Source organism: Lentzea sp. NPDC102401 (genome assembly GCF_044765805.1).
Classification (GTDB): domain Bacteria; phylum Actinomycetota; class Actinomycetes; order Mycobacteriales; family Pseudonocardiaceae; genus Lentzea; species Lentzea sokolovensis.
In genome coordinates, this window is record NZ_JBIWKS010000001.1 from 557,650 (window position 1) to 575,757 (window position 18,108).

The window sequence follows — 18,108 nt, forward strand, 5'->3', positions numbered from 1 at the left end:
CGTGGCTCGCGTGGACGAGTTCGCGCAGGCGCTCCGGACGGCGATCACGAATCGCGGTCTCGGTCTGGAGCGCCTGCGCGAGCACCTCTCGCAGAACGGCGTGTCGGTCTCGATGGCGACGCTGAGCTACTGGCAGACGGGCCGAAGCCGCCCCGAGCGGCAAAAGTCGCTGCAGGCCGTCGTCCACTTGGAACACATCCTGCAGCTGCCGCCGGGCCACCTCTCCGAGCTCCTGGGACCACCGCGTCCCCGTGGCCGCTGGCTGCGGCACGCCCCGGCGCCGATGTCCGCGTTCTGGCCGTCTCCGTCGCCCGTCGAGCACGCGTTGCACGACCTCGACACGCAGTGGGACGACCAGCTCCTGCGCGTGAGCCAGCAGGACTTCGTGACGATCGGGGCGGACCGCACCGAGCGGGCATTCCGGTCGCGGCAGGTGCTGTCGGCGTCGATGACCGGGCCGGACCGGTGGGTCGTGATCATGCACGTCGACTCGCACGACCGGCCGTTGCCGCTGGTCAACGCCCTGAAGAACTGCACCGTCGGGCAGGTGGTCCGGGAACCGTCCGAAGGCCTGCTGGTCGCGGAGCTGCTGTTCGAACGGCCGCTGCGCAAAGGTGAGAGCGTCGTGATCGAGCACGAGCTGGTGAACCAGGACCCGTGTCCACTCGCGACGAACTACGAGCGCAAGTTCCGCCTGCCGACGCGGGAGTACGTGCTGGAGGTGACGTTCGAGGGCGCCGCGCCCGCGTCCGTCGTCCAGCTCGCGGACGGTTCCGCCGTGACTCCCGGCCGCACGCTGCTGGACGTGGCGCTGGACGTGCGGCCCGGTGTCCGCGGGTTCAGCTGGACCTGGTGAACCCGCGCGACGACGGGATCAGTGCGGCGGCCGCAGGTGCGGCGAAGCAGATCACCGCGCAGACGCCGAGCACCGCGCTCGCGCCGAACCGGTCGATCGCCGGCGCGATGAAGGCCAGCCCGACCGGCGCCAGGCCGTAGGACAGCAGGAAGTCCAAAGAGGACACTCGGGCCAGCTTGCCCGGTTCGACCTCGCGCTGGATCGCGGTGAACCACGGGACGTTGAACAGCTCGATGCCGATCCCCGCGACGGCGTAGACGGCGATCAGAACGAACGGGTGCACCGGCGCCAGCAGGCCCAGCGGGATGAGGCCGTAGCAGGCGAGCCCGGCCAGCGAGGCCCATCCCGCCGCCCGCGGCCGCCAGCGGGCGATCAACACCGCTCCCCCGAGCGCTCCCAGGGTGTACGCGGTCGTCGCGGCGGCCAGCACCGCCTCGGTGTCGTAGCGATCCCGGCTCACCACCGGCAGCAGCACGGCCGTCGCGGAGTAGCCGAAGGCGATCATCGCGGTCAGCGCACCGAGTCCACCGAGCAGCCACGGGTGCCGGCGTGCTTCCCTGATGCCGTCGAGGAAGTCGGCGACGAACCCCGCACGGGCTTCGCCGGTCTGCGGCGGCTTGCCCGTCCCCTTCGGTGGCACGAGCGCGGCGCAGAGCCACAGCACGGCGGTGATCGCGAGCAGCGCGCGGGCGTCCAGGAGCAGTGCCGCGAGCGCGGTGAGACTCGGCGCGACCAGCGTGGTCACCCTGATCGCCAGGGTGGTCGCCGCGTTGGCCTGCTGCCGTCCCGCCTCCGGCACGACCTCGGCCACCAGTGCCTGGAACGCGGGCCGGCAGGCGCCCTGACCGGCACCGACGATCGTCGCGGCGACGGCCATGAGCAGCAGGGCCCTCCCCATCCCGAAGGCGATGACCGGGGTCATGACCGCGGCGACGAGGCACGACCAGAAGACCACGGCGCGGCGCGGGTGCCGGTCGGCCAGCACACCGGCGACGGGGACTGCGGCGACGAAACCCGCTGTTCTGGCGGCCAGGACGACGCCCAGTTCCACGGCGGTGATCGACCGTTCCAGCACGGCCAGGCCCAGTACGAAGGGCATGGCCCACATCGCGAACCCCGACGCGGTCGTGCCCGTCCACAGGCGCAGGAACGCGATGTTCCGGAAGACAGATGGTGCCGTTGCTTTCTCCGTCACGACGACCAAGGTCTCATCCTGGGCACGCTTCTGACCACCACGAGATGGTTATTCCCGGTGACCGCGCACGGACGGCACGAGGCCGGGTGTTCCCCCGCGCCTTGACGGGAACACCCGGCCTCGTGCCGTCCTTTGTGGACAGATCAGCCGATCTTCTCGATCTTCGCGTTGCGGATGAGGAACTTGCCGGGCTCGCGGACCTGTTCGAAGGCCGCGTTGTTCAGCAGCGCGCAGCTGCCGGACACCGACGCCACCTTGACGGTCGTGGACTTGTTGTTGTCCAGGTTCGTGACCTTCAGCGTGGTGCCGATCGGGAACGTGCCGCTCGACGCGGCGGGCTCGCCGCCCTCGCCGGACAGCGTCACGGTCGAGCCGTTGCAGACCTGCTGGCCGGTAGCGCCACCGGCGTTGTTGTTGCCCTGGTTCGCATCGGGCTGCTTGGTGGGCTGCTGGGCCGGTGCCTGGCCGGCGTTGTCGCCCTGGTTCGCGTTGCCCTGGCCGGCGTCGGCCGCGCCACCGTCACCCTTGCAGCCCGCCGCCTTGCGACGCTGCTGGATGAGGTCGACCACGGCCTGCCGGTTCGCGATGCGGGCCTCGGACTGGGAGTCCGGAGCGGACTTCTGTCCCGCGATGAAGGTCAGGTTGTTCTGCAACGCCTTGTCCAGTCCGCCGCAGTCCTCACCGGACGTGGCGGCCTGCCCCGCTTCGGGCTTCGCCTGGACGTTGTTGCCACAACCAGCCGCCGCACGCCGCTGGTTGATCAGGTTGACGACCGCCTGCCGGTTGGCGATGCGTGCGTCCGACTGCGCGTCGGGGTTCGCCTGCTGACCGGCGATGAAGGTCAGGTTGTTCTGGAGCGCGGTGTCGAGTCCACCGCAGTCCTCGGCCGCGTTCGAGTTGGTGCCACTGAAGGCGAAGATGCCACCGGCGACAGCGGCGACCGCCAGCACGGCGCCCGCGCCGATCATGGCGGGCTTGCGGTGTCGAGCGCCCATTCTGTGTCTCCTCGGGGGGTCGAACGGTGTTGTACCGATGACTACGGGGAGGTCACGGACGGGGTTCAAAGCGAACAGAACCCTGTTGGTTTTAAATGCCTTTAAGGTTTTCGGAGTGATGGTGATCTTGCTGGTCAGGCGGCGTTTTCGTGGCGCGAGGGGCCAGTTCGGCCTGGTGAGTGCGGTGAGGCCGAGTGACAGGACCAGTGAGGGTCGTGGTCTGGTCGCGGCCGGGATCCGCACCTGCGGCCGAGCGGGAAAAATGAGAAAAGGCGTGCCGTTCAACCGCGAAATCCGGCACTTTCCCGGCGACGAATTCACGCTCGAACAGCCGATCCCCTGCACCGCGCGGGCGGAATCTGCGACGATCAGCGGCATGGACGCGGGACACGCGCGGTACGGGGTCTTCCTGGACCCGCGGGCGCCGTCGGACGGGCGCACGGTGCTCGACGTCAGCGACGCGGACGTGCCGGCGGCCGCGGTCGCCCAGGCGCTCATCGCCCTGTACCGCGCCGAACCCGGGCTCGACCAGGTGACGCTCACCGTGGGGACGAGGCCGATCGGTGCCTGCACGCGCACGTGGTTCGCGCGGCTGTCCGGCGAGCCGCTGCACCGGCTGGGCGAGGGCGACCGGGCCGGCCGGGCCGGCGTCTCCAGCGCCGACAACGTCCGCGCCCGCCACGGCCCCTCGACGTCCGTGGACCGCAGCAGCGCGATCGCTTCGTCGTGGTGGCCGGAGATCCGCAGCACGTCCGCCAGCGCCAGGAGGTGCAGGGGCCGGTCCGGGTGGTCGGCGGATGTCCGGGCAGCCAGTCCGCGCAACAACTCCACGGCTTCGGCGGGCGGCGAGATCCCGGTCCGGGCGTCCAGCACCGCACCGAGCGCGTAGATCCGGCTGTCGTGCAACGGGCCGTCCTCGGCCGTCAGTCCCAGTGCGCGCCGGGCGGCCACGACCGATTCCTCCAGCAGCCACAGCTGGTCAGGCCGCGCGAGGAACTGCCGGTACACCACCGCGACGAACGCGTCGAGCAGCCGGGGATCGGGCAGCACCGAGATCCGGGCCCGCAGGTGGCCCGCGGCGGAGGCCAGTTCCTCCTGCTCACCGGACTGGTCGAACCGCGCGGCGAGGTGCCGCGCCCACTGCACGGCCGCGTCCACGGTGTCGAGCGAAGCTCGTTCTTCCCCGCCGACCTTCAGGCCGACGGTGATCTGACCGGGATCGTCGAACCCGATGGCCCGCGCCAGGGAGATGCCGCGCAGGTAGTCACCTTCGCACTGCCCCTTGGAAGCGCGGTGTACCGGAACCAGTGCACCAGCGCGGCGCACGCGACGGCGTCGCGGTCGAGCACCTCGGCCTGACCGTCCGGACCGGCCCGCAGCGCGGCCTCCAGCACCGCCTGGGCCTCGTCGACCGCGGCGTCCTCCAGCAACGGGCCGGGGTCGCCGCCCGTCGTGAACCACCAGAGCCGTTCCGCCAGCCGCGACAACGGATCCACGGGCCTCCCCCGATCGGCACCCTGCACAGGCACGAGAGCTGGTTACATGATCCCATGCCCCAAGACCTGGAGCACTGGCGTGCCAAGGTCCGTGACGCCGCACTGGGCTTCGCGGACGACCCGATCACCCTGTCCCTGACTTTGGCCCTGCCCGCCCTGTTTCCCGTGCACGACAGGCGATCGACGGAAGCGCTGCTCACCGCGTTGCCGGGCTTCCGCGCAGGGCTCTACGACGTCCAGCGCACCGCGGACTTTCTCTCCCCGGTGGAATCAGGCGACGAGCTGGTACGGGAAGCGCTGAACGCCTACGGGGAACCGGACAGGGGCGCCGACGTGCTCGTCGACGCCCTGCGCGCCGTCGCTGCACCAGATCGTCCAAGTGCCGTGGAATCCTTGTGTCGCTTGACATCTGTGCCGGGGATCGCCGCGGAGGCCGCGGACCTCGCGCTGTCGCAGGCGTTGACCGACGACCCGGACGCCTACCTGCCCGCGCTCGCTCAGGCGACGACCTCGGCCGAAGACCCCGCGCGGCTCGTCGAACTGCTGCGCCAGGCGTTCCCCGCGGCGAGCTACGAGGTCGCCGTCGACGCCTACCTCAGGCTGCCCCGGCAGGACTCGCGGCTGGCCTCGGCCATCGCGCACATCGCACTGGACCTGTTCTCCCGCAACACCTTCGACATCGAGCCCGATCCGGCGGACGAGCCCAGCCCCATGCTCGACCTCGACCTCGCCACCCGGATGCTCGACGGCGAGCGACCCGAACAGGCCGCCGCGTTCGCCCACCGCGCCGCCGGCAACGCACACAGCCAGGACCTCCGCGTCCGCGCGCTGGTCATCCTGTCCCAGGCGGTGGCCCTGCTCGGCCACCACTGGTACGCCCGGGAGAAGGCCGACGAGGCCGTGACCGTCGCCCGTGGCGTCGGCGACAAGGGCCTGCTGTTCGACGCGCTGCAGACCGTCGTGGCGAGCAACCACGCCGTGAGGGACCGTGCCCGCGCGGCGGCCGCGTCGCTCGAAGCCCTGGAGCTGTCCCGGAAACTCGAGCCGGAGGACCAGGCGATCGCACTGGGTCTCGCCTGCGCGGCCCACACCGGAGAGCCGGGCCGGGCGGCCGAGTTCGCCGCCGAGTCGGTCGCCCTGCTCCGCGGCATGGCCGACCGCGACCCCGGCCGGCACCTGCTGCGCTACATCGCCGCGCTCGACACGTACGCGACCGCGCTGAGCGCGGCGGGCCAGGACGCGTTCGACGTCGGCCAGCAGGCCTTGCTGCTGATCCAGGACCTGCACCGGCGCGACCCGGACCGGCACGGCCCGCAGTACGCCCAGGTGGTGCTGAACTTCTCGAACCGCCTGGCCGCCCGCGGCGATCACGCCAACGCGCTGGAGGGCTACCTGACCGCGACCCGCGTGCTGTACGCGCTGGTCCCGCAGTCACCGCACGCCTATGCCGCCAAGTGCGCCATCGCCACGTGGTCGATGGCCAACGCGTTCGCCTCCCTGCACCGCTGGAGCGAGGCGGAACAGGCGATCCTGGGCACCATCACGCTGCAACGCGGCTGCGTCGCCGAGTCCCAGCCGTGGGTGATCCCCGACCTGCTCGACTCGCTGGAGTTCCTGAAGCTCTGCCTGTCCCGCGCCAAGCGGTTCGCGGAACTCCCCGTCCTGGAAGAAGAACAGCAGGTGTTGCGGCTCGTGCACGCGCGCTACCAGAAGCTCAGCGGGTCAGCCGTTGCACCTGACGGGTGACGCGGTCGAGGCCGGAGTTCGTGAGCGGCAGCGTGTGCAGCTTCCTCGGCTTGCTCGCGGGCAGCCATTGCCCTTCCTGCCGCAGCGTCTCCCACTGCTGGGCGCCGTCGACGCGGAGGAGCGAGCGCGCGTTGTCCAGATCCATGACCTCGTGCAGCTGCTCGAAGACGGCGAAGTAGAAGTGGCCGTCGATCGGCTGCGCTTCCCTGCGGGCGTTGCGGAGGTGCAGGCGGGCGGTGAGGCGGGCCTTCTCCGAGGCGTTCAGCGGCACGGCGAACTCGCCCTGGGCCTCCGGCACGACGTCGTACGCCGAGTCAACGTCGAGGACGTCGGTCAGCTGGTGGAAGACCGCGTACCCGGCGGTCTCGCCCGCTCGTGCCTCGGTCCGCCACCGCAACGAGAGCCGTGCCATCGTCTCGACGGCGGTCGCCATGGACGTCCGCACGGCGTCCATCCGCGGCTCGCGCGTGGCCTGGGCGAGCAACCTCGACGGCTGCGGCTCCGGGTCACCGGTGAACGCGAGCTCGCTGTCCGGGTCCTTGGCCACCTGGGTGACCACGGCGACCGGGCGCTTGTCCACGAGGACGACGTGGTGGGTGCAAGCCCGGTCCCACTGCGCGTCGATCAGCTTCTTGACGTGAGCGGCCTCGACGAGGCTGAGCGCGACGTACTCCTCCTGCTTGTCGAGACCCGAGTCGATGCGGTGGAGCTTCTCGCTGCGCTCCCACGTCCGATGACCGGCGTACTCCTCCTCGACACCGCCCTCCGGCCGGCGGAGGAGCCGGTCCGCGGTGTCGAGGTCGAGCACGCCGAGCGCGTCCTTGAACGACGCGTAGTACTTGTAGTCCGTCAGCTCCGACTCGTGGTCGCGCGACCGGATGGTGCGGATCATCTCGACGAGGAACCCGTTCGCGTCGCTGACGCCCACCTCGCGCACCGTCCAGTCCGGTTCGGACGGAACGCGGCCGAGCAGATCCGACGGCTCCCAGCGCAGGTCGTGCGTGAACGCTTCCTCGACAGCCCCGGTCAGCCGTACGACGGCGAGCGGAAGCCCTTGTCCTTCAACGAGAATGATGACGTGACGGGCTTCCGGGCTCATGCGGGCAGTGTACGTCTACCGGCGCATCAGCGTGCGGGCGGCCACCGTGATCCACGCGACCACCAGCACTCCGTACAGCACAACGGAAACCCCGGAGAGCACCGCCGAGGGAACCCGGACCGCGAGCGCGCTCGTCCCGGTCACCAGGGTGCCGAGCGGGAAGACGAAACTCCACCACGTCAACGCGAACGGCAGCCCGCGCCGTGCGGTCCGCACGGTGACGGCCGTCGCGAGCGCCACCCACAGCAGGGCGAACCCCCACGTGACCGTGCCGTAGAGCACACCGAACGCGGCCTGGCCCGGCAGCACGGGCACACCCGCGAGCAGGTTCGCGGCGGTGATCGACTGGCCCAGCGGCCCGAGCACGATCCACAGCGTCGGCACGGTCGAGGCGGCGCCCAGCCCGTGCTGCACCAGCCGCTGCCAGATCTGCGGCACGATCACCATCGTCGCGAACAGACTGACGCCGAACAGCGCGTAACAGCCGAGCACCATGGTCTGCCGCGCCGGCCCTTCCGGCAGGTGCTGGGCCAGCAGGGCACCGGAGGCCGCGGACACCATCGGCGGCACCACCGGCATCAGCCAGCCGGCGAACGCGCGCTCACCGCTGCCGATCATCCGCAACGGCACCAGCACCGAGGTCGCCAGCCCGAGCAGCGTGCCCGCCGTCCACAGTGTCCAGTCGAGCGCCAGCGCGGCGGGCAGCCCGATCCAGTCGGAGCCGAGCAGCAACGCGCCCGTGCCGACGGTCATCAACGCCATCGGCGGCGCGCCCCAGAACTGGGCCATCACCGGATCGGCGAGCTGCGAGCGCACCGTCGACCAGGTCCAGCGCCTCAGGGCGGCGGCCACGAGGAAGATCAGCAATGCGGCGTCGAGCGCCCACACGTACGTGGCGGCGGTGCGCAGGCCGGGCATCGAGGCTCCGGCCGTGGCGACGATCCCCGTCCCCATCACCGAGGCGAAGAGGTTCGGGCCGAATGGTGCCGCTCGTCGCACCCCGACGGGCACGGTGTGTTGAGGTGCGAGAGCGGTCACGACATGACGATCCCCCGCGCCCGCCTGCCTCGGTAGGCACCAATCGCCGAGGTGGGCATAGGCTGTCCCTATGCCTCTGCCGTCCAGGGTCACCGACCTGACCAGCTTCGACCTGCTGCGCAGCGTCGCCGAGCTGGGCAGCATCGGCCGCGCGGCCCAGGCTCACGGCATGTCCCAGCCCAGCGCCAGCGAGCGGCTCAGGACGCTTGAGGCCCGCGTCGGCGTCACGTTGCTCGAACGCACCTCGCGCGGCGCCCGGCTCACCACGGCAGGTCAGCTCGTGGCCGGCTGGGCCGCCCAGGTGCTGGAACGCGCGGCCGACCTCGACGCCGGCATCACCAGCCTGCGCGCGGACCGGCAGAGCCACCTCAGGATCGCCGCGAGCCTCACCGTGGCCGAGTACCTGCTGCCCGCGTGGCTGATCGCGCTGCGGTCGGTGAGCCCGGACACCGCGACCGTGTTGTCGGCGGGCAACTCGGTGCAGGTCGCGGAGCAGGTGCTGGCCCAGAAGGCCGACCTGGGGTTCGTCGAGAGCACCGACGTGCCGGCGGGCCTGGCCAGCCGCGTGGTCGCGAACGACGAACTCGTGCTCGTCGTCGCGCCCGGCCATCCCTGGGCCGGGCGTCGGCGCGTCACCGCCGCGAAGGCCGCCGCGACGCCGCTGGTCAGCAGGGAGTCGGGTTCGGGCACGCGGCAGGCGTGGGAGCACGCGCTGAAGGCAGCGGGCATCACCGAGTCCGCGGGGCCGTTGCTCGACATGTCGTCGACCACGGCGATCAAGGCGGCCGCGATCGGCGGCATCGGCCCCGCCGTCCTGAGCATTCACACGGTGGCCGCCGACATCGCCGCCCGCACGCTCGTCCGGGTCGAGGTCAGCGGCGTGGACCTGCACCGCGCGCTGAGGGCGGTCTGGCCGTCCGGGCGGACACCCCGGGGCCCCGCCTCCGACCTGTTGACCATCGCGACGCGTAGTCTCACCGATCGTGCCGACCGGCGGTAGCAAACAGGTTCGCGCCGCGCGCAAGCGCAAGAAGCGCATGGCCCGCGTCATCAACGACCTCACCGACGAGCAGTGGGACGCCCTCAGGACGGCCTGGGGCGGTTGCGCCTACTGCGCCGCTCCCGCGAGCTCGTTGCAGAAGGACTGCGTGCAGGCCCTCTCCCGCGGCGGCCGGTACACGCTCGGCAACGTCGTGCCCGCGTGCGGATCGTGCAACGCGAGCAAGTGCAACGCCGAGGTGACGGGCTGGCTGCGGCGCAAGAAGCTCGACGAGCGCACGTTCCTGGTGCGCCACTACGAGATCTCGAACGAGCTGACGGCGCGTTTCGCCGAGGTCGTCGAGGCCGTCGAGTCCACAGTGGAACCGGGCTAGGCGGAGTTGCGCACGGCGCTGTAGCCGTCGAAGAGCGCGTCCCAGGCCTTCCTGCAGCGGGCGTCGAGCTGCCCGTCCGCACTCGCCCCGCCGGCCGCGAACCACGGCTCGCACGGCGCGATCTCGGCGAGCTGACGGCGCACCTCGGCGAGGGCGGTCTGGCCGGAGGGTGGCAGCTTGGCCGACTGCTTCTCGACCTCGTCGACCACCCCTGTCACGTCGGGCATGACGTGCGTGCAGTTGTCGGCCGGGGCCACGGGCTCGCCTCGCAGGCGCGCCGCGCACTCCGTGAGCAGGACGCCGATCGCGTCGAGCCTGGGCTGCAGGTCCGGCAGCGGTGAGCCGGTCGACGAGGTGGGGGCCGGCTTGATCGTGGGCAGGGACGACGTCCCGGTGCCGCACCCGAGCAGGAGGAAAGCCAGCGCAATGGCGGAGTAGCGCATGCGGGCAGCGTAGCGAGCCCGAAAGGCCGCCTGAGCTGGGGTGCTCCGGCGGCCTCCGCGTTCACCCGATCAGGTTCACGCGCGGATGAAGGACTTCACACCGTCGGGGAACCCGAGCGCGGCCGTGTCCGCGACGTCGTCGCTCACGACGGTGGACTTGCCCTTGCAGCCCGGCTCGGACCAGATCTTCACGGCGCCGTCCGGGGACAGCGACCTGAAGCCGCCGCGCAGGTCGGCGCACTTGGCCTCGACCTTGACGCCGGTCGCGAAGTTGTCGCCGCTGAAGTCGTCGAAGTTCTTGCCGCTGAAGAAGGTCACGGAGTTCGCGGGCTTGGCGCCGGGAGCGGGCGGGGCGGGCTGGGTGGCGGGAGCCTCGGCGGGGGCGACGGCGCGCTTGCCTTCGGGGTTGATGACGAACCACTTGTTGCCGACGTTCTGGCCCAAGATGTCACCGGCCTTCTCGTCCTTGCTGAACAGGTAGATCGGGCGGCCGCCGATCGTCACCTGGGTCGTGCCGTCCTGACGCTTGACGAAGCCGATGTTCTCCCGCCTGATGCCGGGGAAGAAGAGCTTGGTGCCCTTGGCGACGGTGACGGGCGGCCACGTCTTGGCGCAGTCACCGTTGCAGTTGGACACTCCGCCCTTCACCGGGTCGTCGCTGAACCAGTAGACCGAGAGTCCCTTGCCGTTGACGACGGCGGGCTCCAGGCCACCGGCGTTGGCGACGCGCAGCTCGACCCACTTCTGCTTCACCTCGGGCGACGCGGCCGCTGGAGCGCGGTCGCCGCTGTTCTGGTCGGCCTTGTTGGAGTTCGCCGATCCGCGCAGGAAGTCCACATCGGACTGTTCGGCGGAAGCCTGCTGCGTCTCCTGGGCCTGTTCCGTTGCGGGAGCGGCAGATCCGGACTGCGCGGCGCTCTGACCGCACGCCGTCAGAGCGATGACACCGACCGCGAAAAGGGCAGCAGAGAACCCAACTTGCTTGCGACGCATTGTTTTTCTCATTCCTGAGTGGACTTTCGCCAACCTGTTCACCCCCAATCACGTACGGTCTCTCCGATCGGTTCAGCCGAGTTCGAGGTGAGAGCGCGATCACACGCGCCGCGGCGCCCACCCGGTACCGTTGGGGGCGTGAACATCAGCCTGAGCAGCGACTTCGCCGACGCGGTGCCGGAGATGGCGGTCTCGTGGGAGGCCGTCCCGGTCGCCGAACCGGAACTCCTGGCGCTCAACGAGCCACTCGCGAAGGAGCTCGGCCTCGACCCCAGCCGGCTGCGCGCTCACGATCTGCCGTTTCTCGTGAGCGGGCGCGGTGTCGCCCAGGCGTACGCCGGTCACCAGTTCGGCGGCTACTCCCCCAGGCTCGGCGACGGCCGCGCGCTGCTGCTCGGTGAACTGACCGACGCCGACGGACGGCTCCGCGACCTTCATCTGAAGGGCTCCGGCCGCACCCCGTTCGCCCGCGGCGGCGACGGACTGGCCGCCGTCGGCCCGATGCTGCGCGAGTACCTGATCAGCGAGGCCATGTACGCACTCGGCATCCCCACGACCCGTGCGCTGGCCGTCGTGTCGACCGGGCACGCGGTCCAGCGCGAGGAACCGCTGGCCGGTGCCGTCCTGGCCAGGGTCGCCGCGTCGCACCTGCGCGTCGGCAGCTTCCAGTACGCCCGCAACACCGGCGACCTGGACCTGCTGCGCCGCCTCGCCGACCACGCGATCGCCCGCCACCACCCCGGCAGCACCTACCTGGAGCTGTTCGCGCACGTGGTCGCCGCCCAGGCATCCCTCGTCGCCCGGTGGATGCTGGTCGGCTTCATCCACGGCGTGATGAACACGGACAACATGACGATCTCCGGCGAGACGATCGACTACGGCCCGTGCGCGTTCATGGAGGCCTACGACCCGACGACGAAGTACAGCTCCATCGACCACCGCGGCCGCTACGCCTACGGCAACCAGCCGATCATCGCCGAGTGGAACCTGGCCCGCCTCGCCGAGGCCCTCCTGCCGCTGTTCGCCGAGAACGAGGACGAGGCCGTCTCGCTGGCCCTCGCGACGCTGCGGACGTTCGACGCGCACTTCGAGGAGACCTGGATCGGCGGCATGCGGGCGAAGCTCGGCGTGTCCGGCGACGTGAAGCCACTGCTGCAGGACCTGCTCGCGTTGATGCACGAGAACCACGTCGACTTCACGTCGTTCTTCCACCTGCTCGGCAAGGCGGCTCGCGGCGACGCGGAACCCGCCCGCTCGCTGTTCCTCGACCTCGCCGCCGTCGACGCCTGGCTCGCACGCTGGCGCGAACTCGGACCGGACGCCGAGACGATGGACCACGCCAACCCCGTCTACGTCCCGCGCAACCACCTCGTGGAGGAGGCGCTGGCCGCCGGGGCGGACGGCGACATGGGCCCGTTCGACCGTTTGCTGAAAGCGGTTACCTCCCCGTTCGGCGAACGGCCCGGCCTGGAATACTTCGCCGATCCCGCGCCGCGGGACTTCAGTGCCACCTACCGGACCTACTGCGGGACTTGATGAAGCTGCAGCCGATCGGCCACGTCGAATCGCCCCTCCTCGACCGCTCCGCCGCGCCCAAGCAGGCCGACGAGGGCGCGCCGGAGGCCTTGCTCGTGTTCGCGCCCGAGTACGCGCGGGCGATGCGGGAACTGGAAGAGGGCCAGCACGTCCTGGTCCTGACCTGGCTCGACCGCGCCGACAGGTCGGTGCTGGCCGTGCATCCCCGCAGCGAGGAGGACCGGCCGGAGACAGGCGTGTTCTCGACCCGGTCGCCGGACCGCCCGAACCCGATCGGCCTGCACCACGTCCGGATCACCGCGGTGGACGGCCTGAAGGTGCGGGTCGCGCACCTGGAGGCCATCGACGGCACGCCGATCGTCGACGTGAAGCCCGTGCTGGGGCCGGAACGCTGACCTACTGGGGATCGCGCGGGCATCCCCCGTCCTGCTCCAGCCCGGCCGCCAGGTCCTCGCGGAACGGCAGTTCACCGCACAACAGCCGAGGCGTCGAGGTCGTGTCCGTGTTGCCCTGCAACACCAGCACGGCCTTGTTCGCCGGCAGCCGCGTGCTCGCCCCGAACCCGATCGTCCCGGTGGCGCCCTGGATGGCGTTGTCCGGCCGGATGCTGCCGATCCCGGCGAGCAGGCCTTCGCGCACCCGCGCGCCCGGATCCGTCCGCCGCACCTGCCGGACCCCTTCGGCCAGCACCTGCATCGCGTCGTAGGCCGCGGCGGAACGCCCGTCCCCCAGCGTCTGGCAGGTCTTGCGGAACACGTCGAGGTAGTTCTTGTAGAACGGCACCTTCCCGCAGTCGGCCCACGCGGCGGGGCTCGCGAACGACAGGTAGTCCAGCCGTACGTTGGGGAACTGGGCCATGGTCCCCTCCAGGATGAACCGGGTGGACGAGTCGCTCGCGATCACCGGCGGCGTGCTGCCCTGGCACTTGCTGTTCATGCCGCGCAGGAACTCCGCCAGGTACTGGGCGCGGCCCGCGTAGAAGACCGCATAGCCGGGGGTGGCCTGCGCCGGGCACGCGCCCTGGCCGAGGCTCGCCGGCGCCAGGCCCTCGTCGTCGTTCGCGACCCGGTACGACTTGTACTGGCTGACCACGATTCCGCGTTCGGCGAAGGAGAGCCGGGCGTCCTCGGCCAGGTTCTGGCTGTACCGGTCACTCGTGTCGCCGGAGAAGAAGATCGCCACGTTCGTCACGTTCAGACGAGTCTGCATGTAGTAGGCGGCGACCTTCGACTCGCGCAGGTTGTTGGGCCCGACCTGGTAGTAGTACTCGTTGATGCTCGCCATGTCGTCCGCCGACGTCAGGGTGCCGATGATCGGCAAGGCGTTGCTGCCCAGGCGTTTCACCACGGACTTGGCGGTGTCGGAGCTGATCGACAGCCCGGTCACCGCGACGACGCCGCGGTCGCGCGCCGCCAGTTCGATGATCTTGTCCGCGGCGATGTCACCGGACGCCAGGCCACGGCCACCCGGTCCTTCGCCGCCGTTGGCCAGCAACATCCTGATGGGCACGTCGCTGTTCTTCTGCGCCACCCACACCCCGCGCAACTCCTCGACCAGGGCGTGGAAGCTGTTGGCGGTGCTCGGGGTCAGCACGCTGAGGAACACGATCGTGATCGCGTCCGGCCGCAGCGCCGCCTTGCGGTTCTCGGCCATGATCCGGCCGTAGACGTCCTCCAGCGCGGGCCGGATGTCGTCCGGTACCCAGTCGGGAACGAAGTGCCGCAGCGGATCCGCCGACACCCCGATGCACTCCGTGCCGACGCGTTCCAGCGGTGAGCGCAGCGACGGCGACCACCACTCGTCGCACCTGGCGTTGTTGAGGAAGGGCACGGCCACCAGTGATCCGGCGAGAACCAGCAGCACGAGGGGCGCGGCGAGGGCTCTGCGCAGACGCAGGGGCGGGAACTCGGACAGCGCGCCGACGATGCCGCGCGCGGGCTCGGTGGCGTCGGTGTCGAGCGCCAGCACCCAGTTCTCCGACCGCGACAGCTGCCGCAGCCAGTCGTGATAGCCCGCGAGCGCGTCCGCGGCGTGCGTCACCGGTACGTCGGCCGACTCCTTCGCCGCGACCACGAGCAGCGGATCCGGCCGGCTCAACGGGTTCGCGCGCCACGACTGTCCACTCCGGACGCCACTGCGCGCACGGCCGATGGCGTCCACCAGCCACTGTCCCGCACAGTCACCGTTGTGGTTGTCGAGCAGCAGCCACGGACGTCCTGTGCGCCGCCGGCCCGTTCCCCACAAGGTCCACCGGCGGTGCGAACGCCGCAAATCCTCCAACAGCGCGCGCACGAGCAGATCGCCGACCTCGTCCTCGTGGTGTTCTGCCAGGCGTTCCTTCACCACTGTGCGGGCGAGCCGGTAGAGGCCCTGGCGCGACCGGCCGCCCAGCGACTGCTCGCCCACCCACTTCGCCGGGCGCCACAGCAACGCCATCAGCGCCAGGCCGACGCGCGGCATCACCCCGATGATCAGCCGGATCCACCAGGGGAAGTCCTGCGCGAGGTCCTGCATCCCGTCCCGCGTCACCCGCATGCGCCGCCGCAGGTGCATCCGGAACTCCCGGGCGATCTCCCGTTCCTCTTCCTCCGCCTCGACCCCGGCGGGCAGCGTCAGGTCGAGCAACCACCCGACGAGGGCGAACCGCGGGAACCGCAGCCGCGCCACGCCCCGCACCTCGCTCGCGAGCTGCCCGACCACGTCGTCGAGGAGCCTGCGCCGGGATTCCGCGGCACCGTTGACCAGCGCGTACGGGACCCGGCGCCCGCGCGCGTCCGCGGGCCGGTTCACCAGTGCCTCGAGCGGACCCTGCGCACCGGGCGGGCGGCGCAGGCAGACGATCGGCAGCGGCACGTCGCGAGACGGCCAGCGCGGGCGGGTGGCCAGGCGGTCGAGCAGCCGCAGCAGCTCGATCGCGCCGCTGAACTGCAGGCCGCGGGTCTGCTCGGAACCGTGGAACCACCCCTGCGTCGCCCTGGACAGCGTCAAGTCCCCGCCCCGTTCTGCCGGATCCAAACAGAATCTGGACGAATTGTCGGCCAGGCAGGACGGTTCATTAGCGGAAACGGACTTAATTCGACGCAGACGAGAATCGGGTGGGAAGGGTGTGACCGGCGGGTACCCACCGGTCATGAGCCAACCGATTCCACCGGCGGAACCCGTGCCGACCACGCCGGGCCCGGACCAGCCGCAACCGATCGGGCCGGACCAGCCACACCTGCCCGGCCCGGACGCCGACCCGGTGCGGCCTCCCGGGCCGGACGACGATCCGCTTCCTCCGCAGCCGAAACCGGTTTGAACCGCTGAGCCGCTGGGTATGCGGCTCTTCTACCGGCCGGACCGACCTGGGGAGCGGGCATGCTCAGTGCTCAGGAACAGCAGCGGCTCAGCGATATCGAACGGTGGCTTCGTGCGTCCGACCCGGACCTGGCTCGCGCGCTGAGCCAGGGTCCGCTGGCCCAGAGGAACGTGGGGCAGCGCGTGGCGGCGTTCTTCAGGAAGCCACCGCGATCGGCCGACTGACCGCGTTCGGCGGCGCCTCGGCCCGGTTCCAGCGCATCCGCGACCACGGCAGGTCCATGTCCGCGAGCCTGGCGATCTGGCGTGGGCGGAGTTCCTCCGGCATCGGCACCTCCGCGTGCCGGGAGTACGCGGCGTCGACGTAGCGATGACCGGTGTCCGGGGCCAGCACGACCACGTGCCGTTCCGGGTCCAGCCGCTGCTCCCACCGCGCCGCCAGGTACGCCGCTCCCGCCGACAGTCCGGCGAAGATCGCGTGCTCGCGCAGCAGAGCCACACTGCCGGACAGAGCCGCGTCGAAGCCGAACCAGTGCACGGTGTCGTAGAGCGTGTGGTCGACGTTGCCGAACGGGATCGAGCTGCCGATCCCGGCGATGATGATCTCCGGGTCGTGCACGTGCTCGCTGCCGAACGTGACGCTGTCGAACGGCTGCACGCCGACCAGTTCGACCTGAGGCGCCGTCTCCCGCAGGAACGTGGTCAGCGCACCGGTCGACGCTCCGGTGCCGACACCCCCCACGACGCTCAGGTGGTCGCAGTCGGCGTGCTCGCGGATGAGGTCGGCGATCGGCCGGTAGCCGCGGTAGTGGACGTCGTCGTGGTACTGGCGCATCCAGTGGTGCCTCGGGTGATCGCGCAGGATCTCCCGCACCCGTGCCACCCGCCGGCTCTGGTCGAGCTTCAGGCTCGGGGACGGCGGCATCGGTTCCACGGTCGCACCGAGGATCTCCAACTGCGTGCGCAACGTCTTGTCGACCGTCGTGGAGGCGACGATGTGGCAGTGCAGGCCGTAGCGGTGGCAGGCCAACGCCAGAGCGTGCGCGTAGATGCCACTCGAACTGTCGACCAGCGTGTCCCCCTGCGCGATGGTTCCGCGTTCGAGGAGGTACCGGACGGCTTCGAGGGCGGAGGCGACCTTCATGGTCTCGAAGCGCAGGCACAGGGTGCGGGAGTCGAGGCGTACCAGGGCGGGACGGCTCAGCGCGTCGGCGATGTGGTGGTCCACGTCTTCTCTCATGCTCGGGCCCGGTAGCGGTACAGCGCGGATTCGTCGGCGCTGAACTGCGAGAACGGGAACGGTTCCGCGGACAGGGCCGTGACTCCCTCACCGAGGAAGTGGCGGGCGACGGCACTGGCGGTCTGGGCGTAGACGATCAGCGGGATGTCGCGTTCGCGGCAGGCGCGCAGGATCTCGTCGAACGTGCCGTTGCCGATCGTCATGCCCGTCGCCACCACGGCGTCCGCGACCCCGAGGACGTCGCGCATGTCCGGGGTCACCGGGTCGCCCCACTGCGTCGTGCGCAACGAGAGATCGCATGGCAGGCACTCGGCGCCGCGCTCGCGGATGGCTGCCACCAACGGGTTCACCACGCCGATCAACGCGACCTTGGCGCCGGGTTCGACGTCGAGCAGGCCGGCGACGGCGGCATCTCTCGCCCGCGCCCGCTCCTCCGGCGTTCCGGACGGCAGCACGACTCGTTCGGCATCGGAGGTCCGATGTGGACGAACGCTGCCGAGGTAGGCGTCGAGGGCCGCCACCCGCACGGGAGCCGGGGCCTCGGTGAGCAGGCGGGCGACGGGAGCGCCGGAGTAGTTCGCGGCCACGGCCGGATCGGCGTCGCCTTCCGCGAACGCGCAGGCGCCGAACGCCGTTCCGACGCGGACCAGCACGTACTGGTTGCGGTAGGTGGTGTCGCCGCCGGCCAGCCTGGTGCCGTGATGCACCCAGAACACGCTGGTGGCAGGTAGTTCTCGCGGATCGGGGCCGTGCCGGCCCGCCAGCACCTCTGCTATCAGATCATCCACAGTGGACATGTCT

18 protein-coding genes are annotated in these 18,108 nt (G+C 70.8%); 8 read left to right on the plus strand and 10 right to left on the minus strand.

Features of this window, described 5'->3' with window-relative positions; translation table 11 throughout:
* Positions 1–10 precede the first annotated feature (10 nt).
* On the plus strand, positions 11–856 hold the full coding sequence (locus ACIRG5_RS02575) for an XRE family transcriptional regulator (protein WP_402899005.1): 846 nt from the start codon (positions 11–13) through the stop codon (positions 854–856).
* Here ACIRG5_RS02575 and ACIRG5_RS02580 read toward each other — a convergent pair.
* The 3 genes from ACIRG5_RS02580 to ACIRG5_RS02590 all read right to left on the minus strand — a co-directional run bounded on the left by ACIRG5_RS02580 (position 840) and on the right by ACIRG5_RS02590 (position 4,542).
* Entirely contained in the window at positions 840–2,051 is a 1,212-nt protein-coding gene (locus ACIRG5_RS02580) for an MFS transporter (protein WP_402899008.1), read from the minus strand. The two genes, ACIRG5_RS02575 and ACIRG5_RS02580, sit on opposite strands and share 17 nt — an antisense overlap.
* Before the next feature lie 143 nt (positions 2,052–2,194).
* A complete protein-coding gene (locus ACIRG5_RS02585; protein ID WP_402900863.1) occupies positions 2,195–2,812 on the minus strand; it encodes a hypothetical protein in 618 nt (205 codons plus the stop codon).
* 1,427 nt (positions 2,813–4,239) lie between these two features.
* Positions 4,240–4,542, minus strand: coding sequence for a hypothetical protein (locus ACIRG5_RS02590; protein WP_402899011.1), 303 nt, complete (start codon positions 4,540–4,542; stop codon positions 4,240–4,242).
* 54 nt (positions 4,543–4,596) lie between these two features.
* Between ACIRG5_RS02590 and ACIRG5_RS02595 the strand changes: the two genes are divergently transcribed.
* On the plus strand, positions 4,597–6,288 hold the full coding sequence (locus tag ACIRG5_RS02595) for a hypothetical protein (protein ID WP_402899013.1): 1,692 nt from the start codon (positions 4,597–4,599) through the stop codon (positions 6,286–6,288).
* Here ACIRG5_RS02595 and ACIRG5_RS02600 read toward each other — a convergent pair.
* On the minus strand, positions 6,257–7,387 hold the full coding sequence (locus ACIRG5_RS02600; protein ID WP_402899015.1) for a hypothetical protein: 1,131 nt from the start codon (positions 7,385–7,387) through the stop codon (positions 6,257–6,259). The two genes, ACIRG5_RS02595 and ACIRG5_RS02600, sit on opposite strands and share 32 nt — an antisense overlap.
* Positions 7,388–7,402: 15 nt before the next feature.
* Positions 7,403–8,425, minus strand: a complete 1,023-nt coding sequence (locus ACIRG5_RS02605) for a TDT family transporter (protein WP_402899018.1) — start codon at positions 8,423–8,425, stop codon at positions 7,403–7,405.
* Between the two features lie 70 nt (positions 8,426–8,495).
* Between ACIRG5_RS02605 and ACIRG5_RS02610 the strand changes: the two genes are divergently transcribed.
* The gene (locus ACIRG5_RS02610) at positions 8,496–9,425 is read left to right on the plus strand and encodes a LysR family transcriptional regulator (RefSeq protein WP_402899021.1); all 930 of its coding nucleotides are present in this window, start codon (positions 8,496–8,498) and stop codon (positions 9,423–9,425) included.
* A complete protein-coding gene (locus tag ACIRG5_RS02615) occupies positions 9,409–9,798 on the plus strand; it encodes an HNH endonuclease (protein ID WP_402899024.1) in 390 nt (129 codons plus the stop codon). The genes ACIRG5_RS02610 and ACIRG5_RS02615 overlap by 17 nt, the downstream gene beginning before the upstream one ends.
* Here ACIRG5_RS02615 and ACIRG5_RS02620 read toward each other — a convergent pair.
* Together ACIRG5_RS02620 and ACIRG5_RS02625 are read right to left on the minus strand one after the other, a co-directional pair.
* On the minus strand, positions 9,795–10,241 hold the full coding sequence (locus tag ACIRG5_RS02620) for a hypothetical protein (RefSeq protein WP_402899027.1): 447 nt from the start codon (positions 10,239–10,241) through the stop codon (positions 9,795–9,797). The genes ACIRG5_RS02615 and ACIRG5_RS02620 overlap by 4 nt on opposite strands.
* 75 nt (positions 10,242–10,316) lie before the next feature.
* Positions 10,317–11,234, minus strand: a complete 918-nt coding sequence (locus ACIRG5_RS02625) for a hypothetical protein (protein WP_402899029.1) — start codon at positions 11,232–11,234, stop codon at positions 10,317–10,319.
* A 138-nt stretch (positions 11,235–11,372) separates the two neighbouring features.
* Between ACIRG5_RS02625 and ACIRG5_RS02630 the strand changes: the two genes are divergently transcribed.
* Positions 11,373–12,770 carry a YdiU family protein gene (locus tag ACIRG5_RS02630; protein WP_402899032.1) on the plus strand — a complete coding sequence of 466 codons (1,398 nt, stop codon included), beginning with the start codon at positions 11,373–11,375 and terminating at the stop codon, positions 12,768–12,770.
* Positions 12,770–13,165 (plus strand): tRNA (N6-threonylcarbamoyladenosine(37)-N6)-methyltransferase TrmO, encoded by a 396-nt coding sequence (gene tsaA, locus ACIRG5_RS02635; RefSeq protein ID WP_402899035.1) that lies wholly within the window; start codon positions 12,770–12,772, stop codon positions 13,163–13,165. Before ACIRG5_RS02630 ends, tsaA begins: the two co-directional genes overlap by 1 nt.
* 1 nt (position 13,166) lies before the next feature.
* Here tsaA and ACIRG5_RS02640 read toward each other — a convergent pair whose 3' ends face one another.
* A complete protein-coding gene (locus ACIRG5_RS02640) occupies positions 13,167–15,758 on the minus strand; it encodes an ABC transporter substrate-binding protein (RefSeq protein ID WP_402899038.1) in 2,592 nt (863 codons plus the stop codon).
* Positions 15,759–15,900: 142 nt separating this feature from the next.
* On the opposite strand from ACIRG5_RS02640, the gene ACIRG5_RS02645 reads away from it, so the two are divergent.
* Both ACIRG5_RS02645 and ACIRG5_RS02650 read left to right on the plus strand, forming a co-directional pair.
* Positions 15,901–16,068 (plus strand): hypothetical protein, encoded by a 168-nt coding sequence (locus ACIRG5_RS02645; RefSeq protein WP_402899041.1) that lies wholly within the window; start codon positions 15,901–15,903, stop codon positions 16,066–16,068.
* A 59-nt stretch (positions 16,069–16,127) separates the two neighbouring features.
* Positions 16,128–16,292 (plus strand): DUF3040 domain-containing protein, encoded by a 165-nt coding sequence (locus ACIRG5_RS02650; protein WP_402899044.1) that lies wholly within the window; start codon positions 16,128–16,130, stop codon positions 16,290–16,292.
* On the opposite strand, the gene ACIRG5_RS02655 is transcribed toward ACIRG5_RS02650, so the two are convergent.
* Positions 16,264–17,307 carry a pyridoxal-phosphate dependent enzyme gene (locus tag ACIRG5_RS02655; protein WP_402899047.1) on the minus strand — a complete coding sequence of 348 codons (1,044 nt, stop codon included), beginning with the start codon at positions 17,305–17,307 and terminating at the stop codon, positions 16,264–16,266. The two genes, ACIRG5_RS02650 and ACIRG5_RS02655, sit on opposite strands and share 29 nt — an antisense overlap.
* Complete coding sequence (locus tag ACIRG5_RS02660) at positions 17,304–18,104, minus strand: Rossmann-like domain-containing protein (protein WP_402899050.1); 801 nt, start codon at positions 18,102–18,104, stop codon at positions 17,304–17,306. Before ACIRG5_RS02660 ends, ACIRG5_RS02655 begins: the two co-directional genes overlap by 4 nt.
* Between the last annotated feature and the right edge of the window lie 4 nt (positions 18,105–18,108).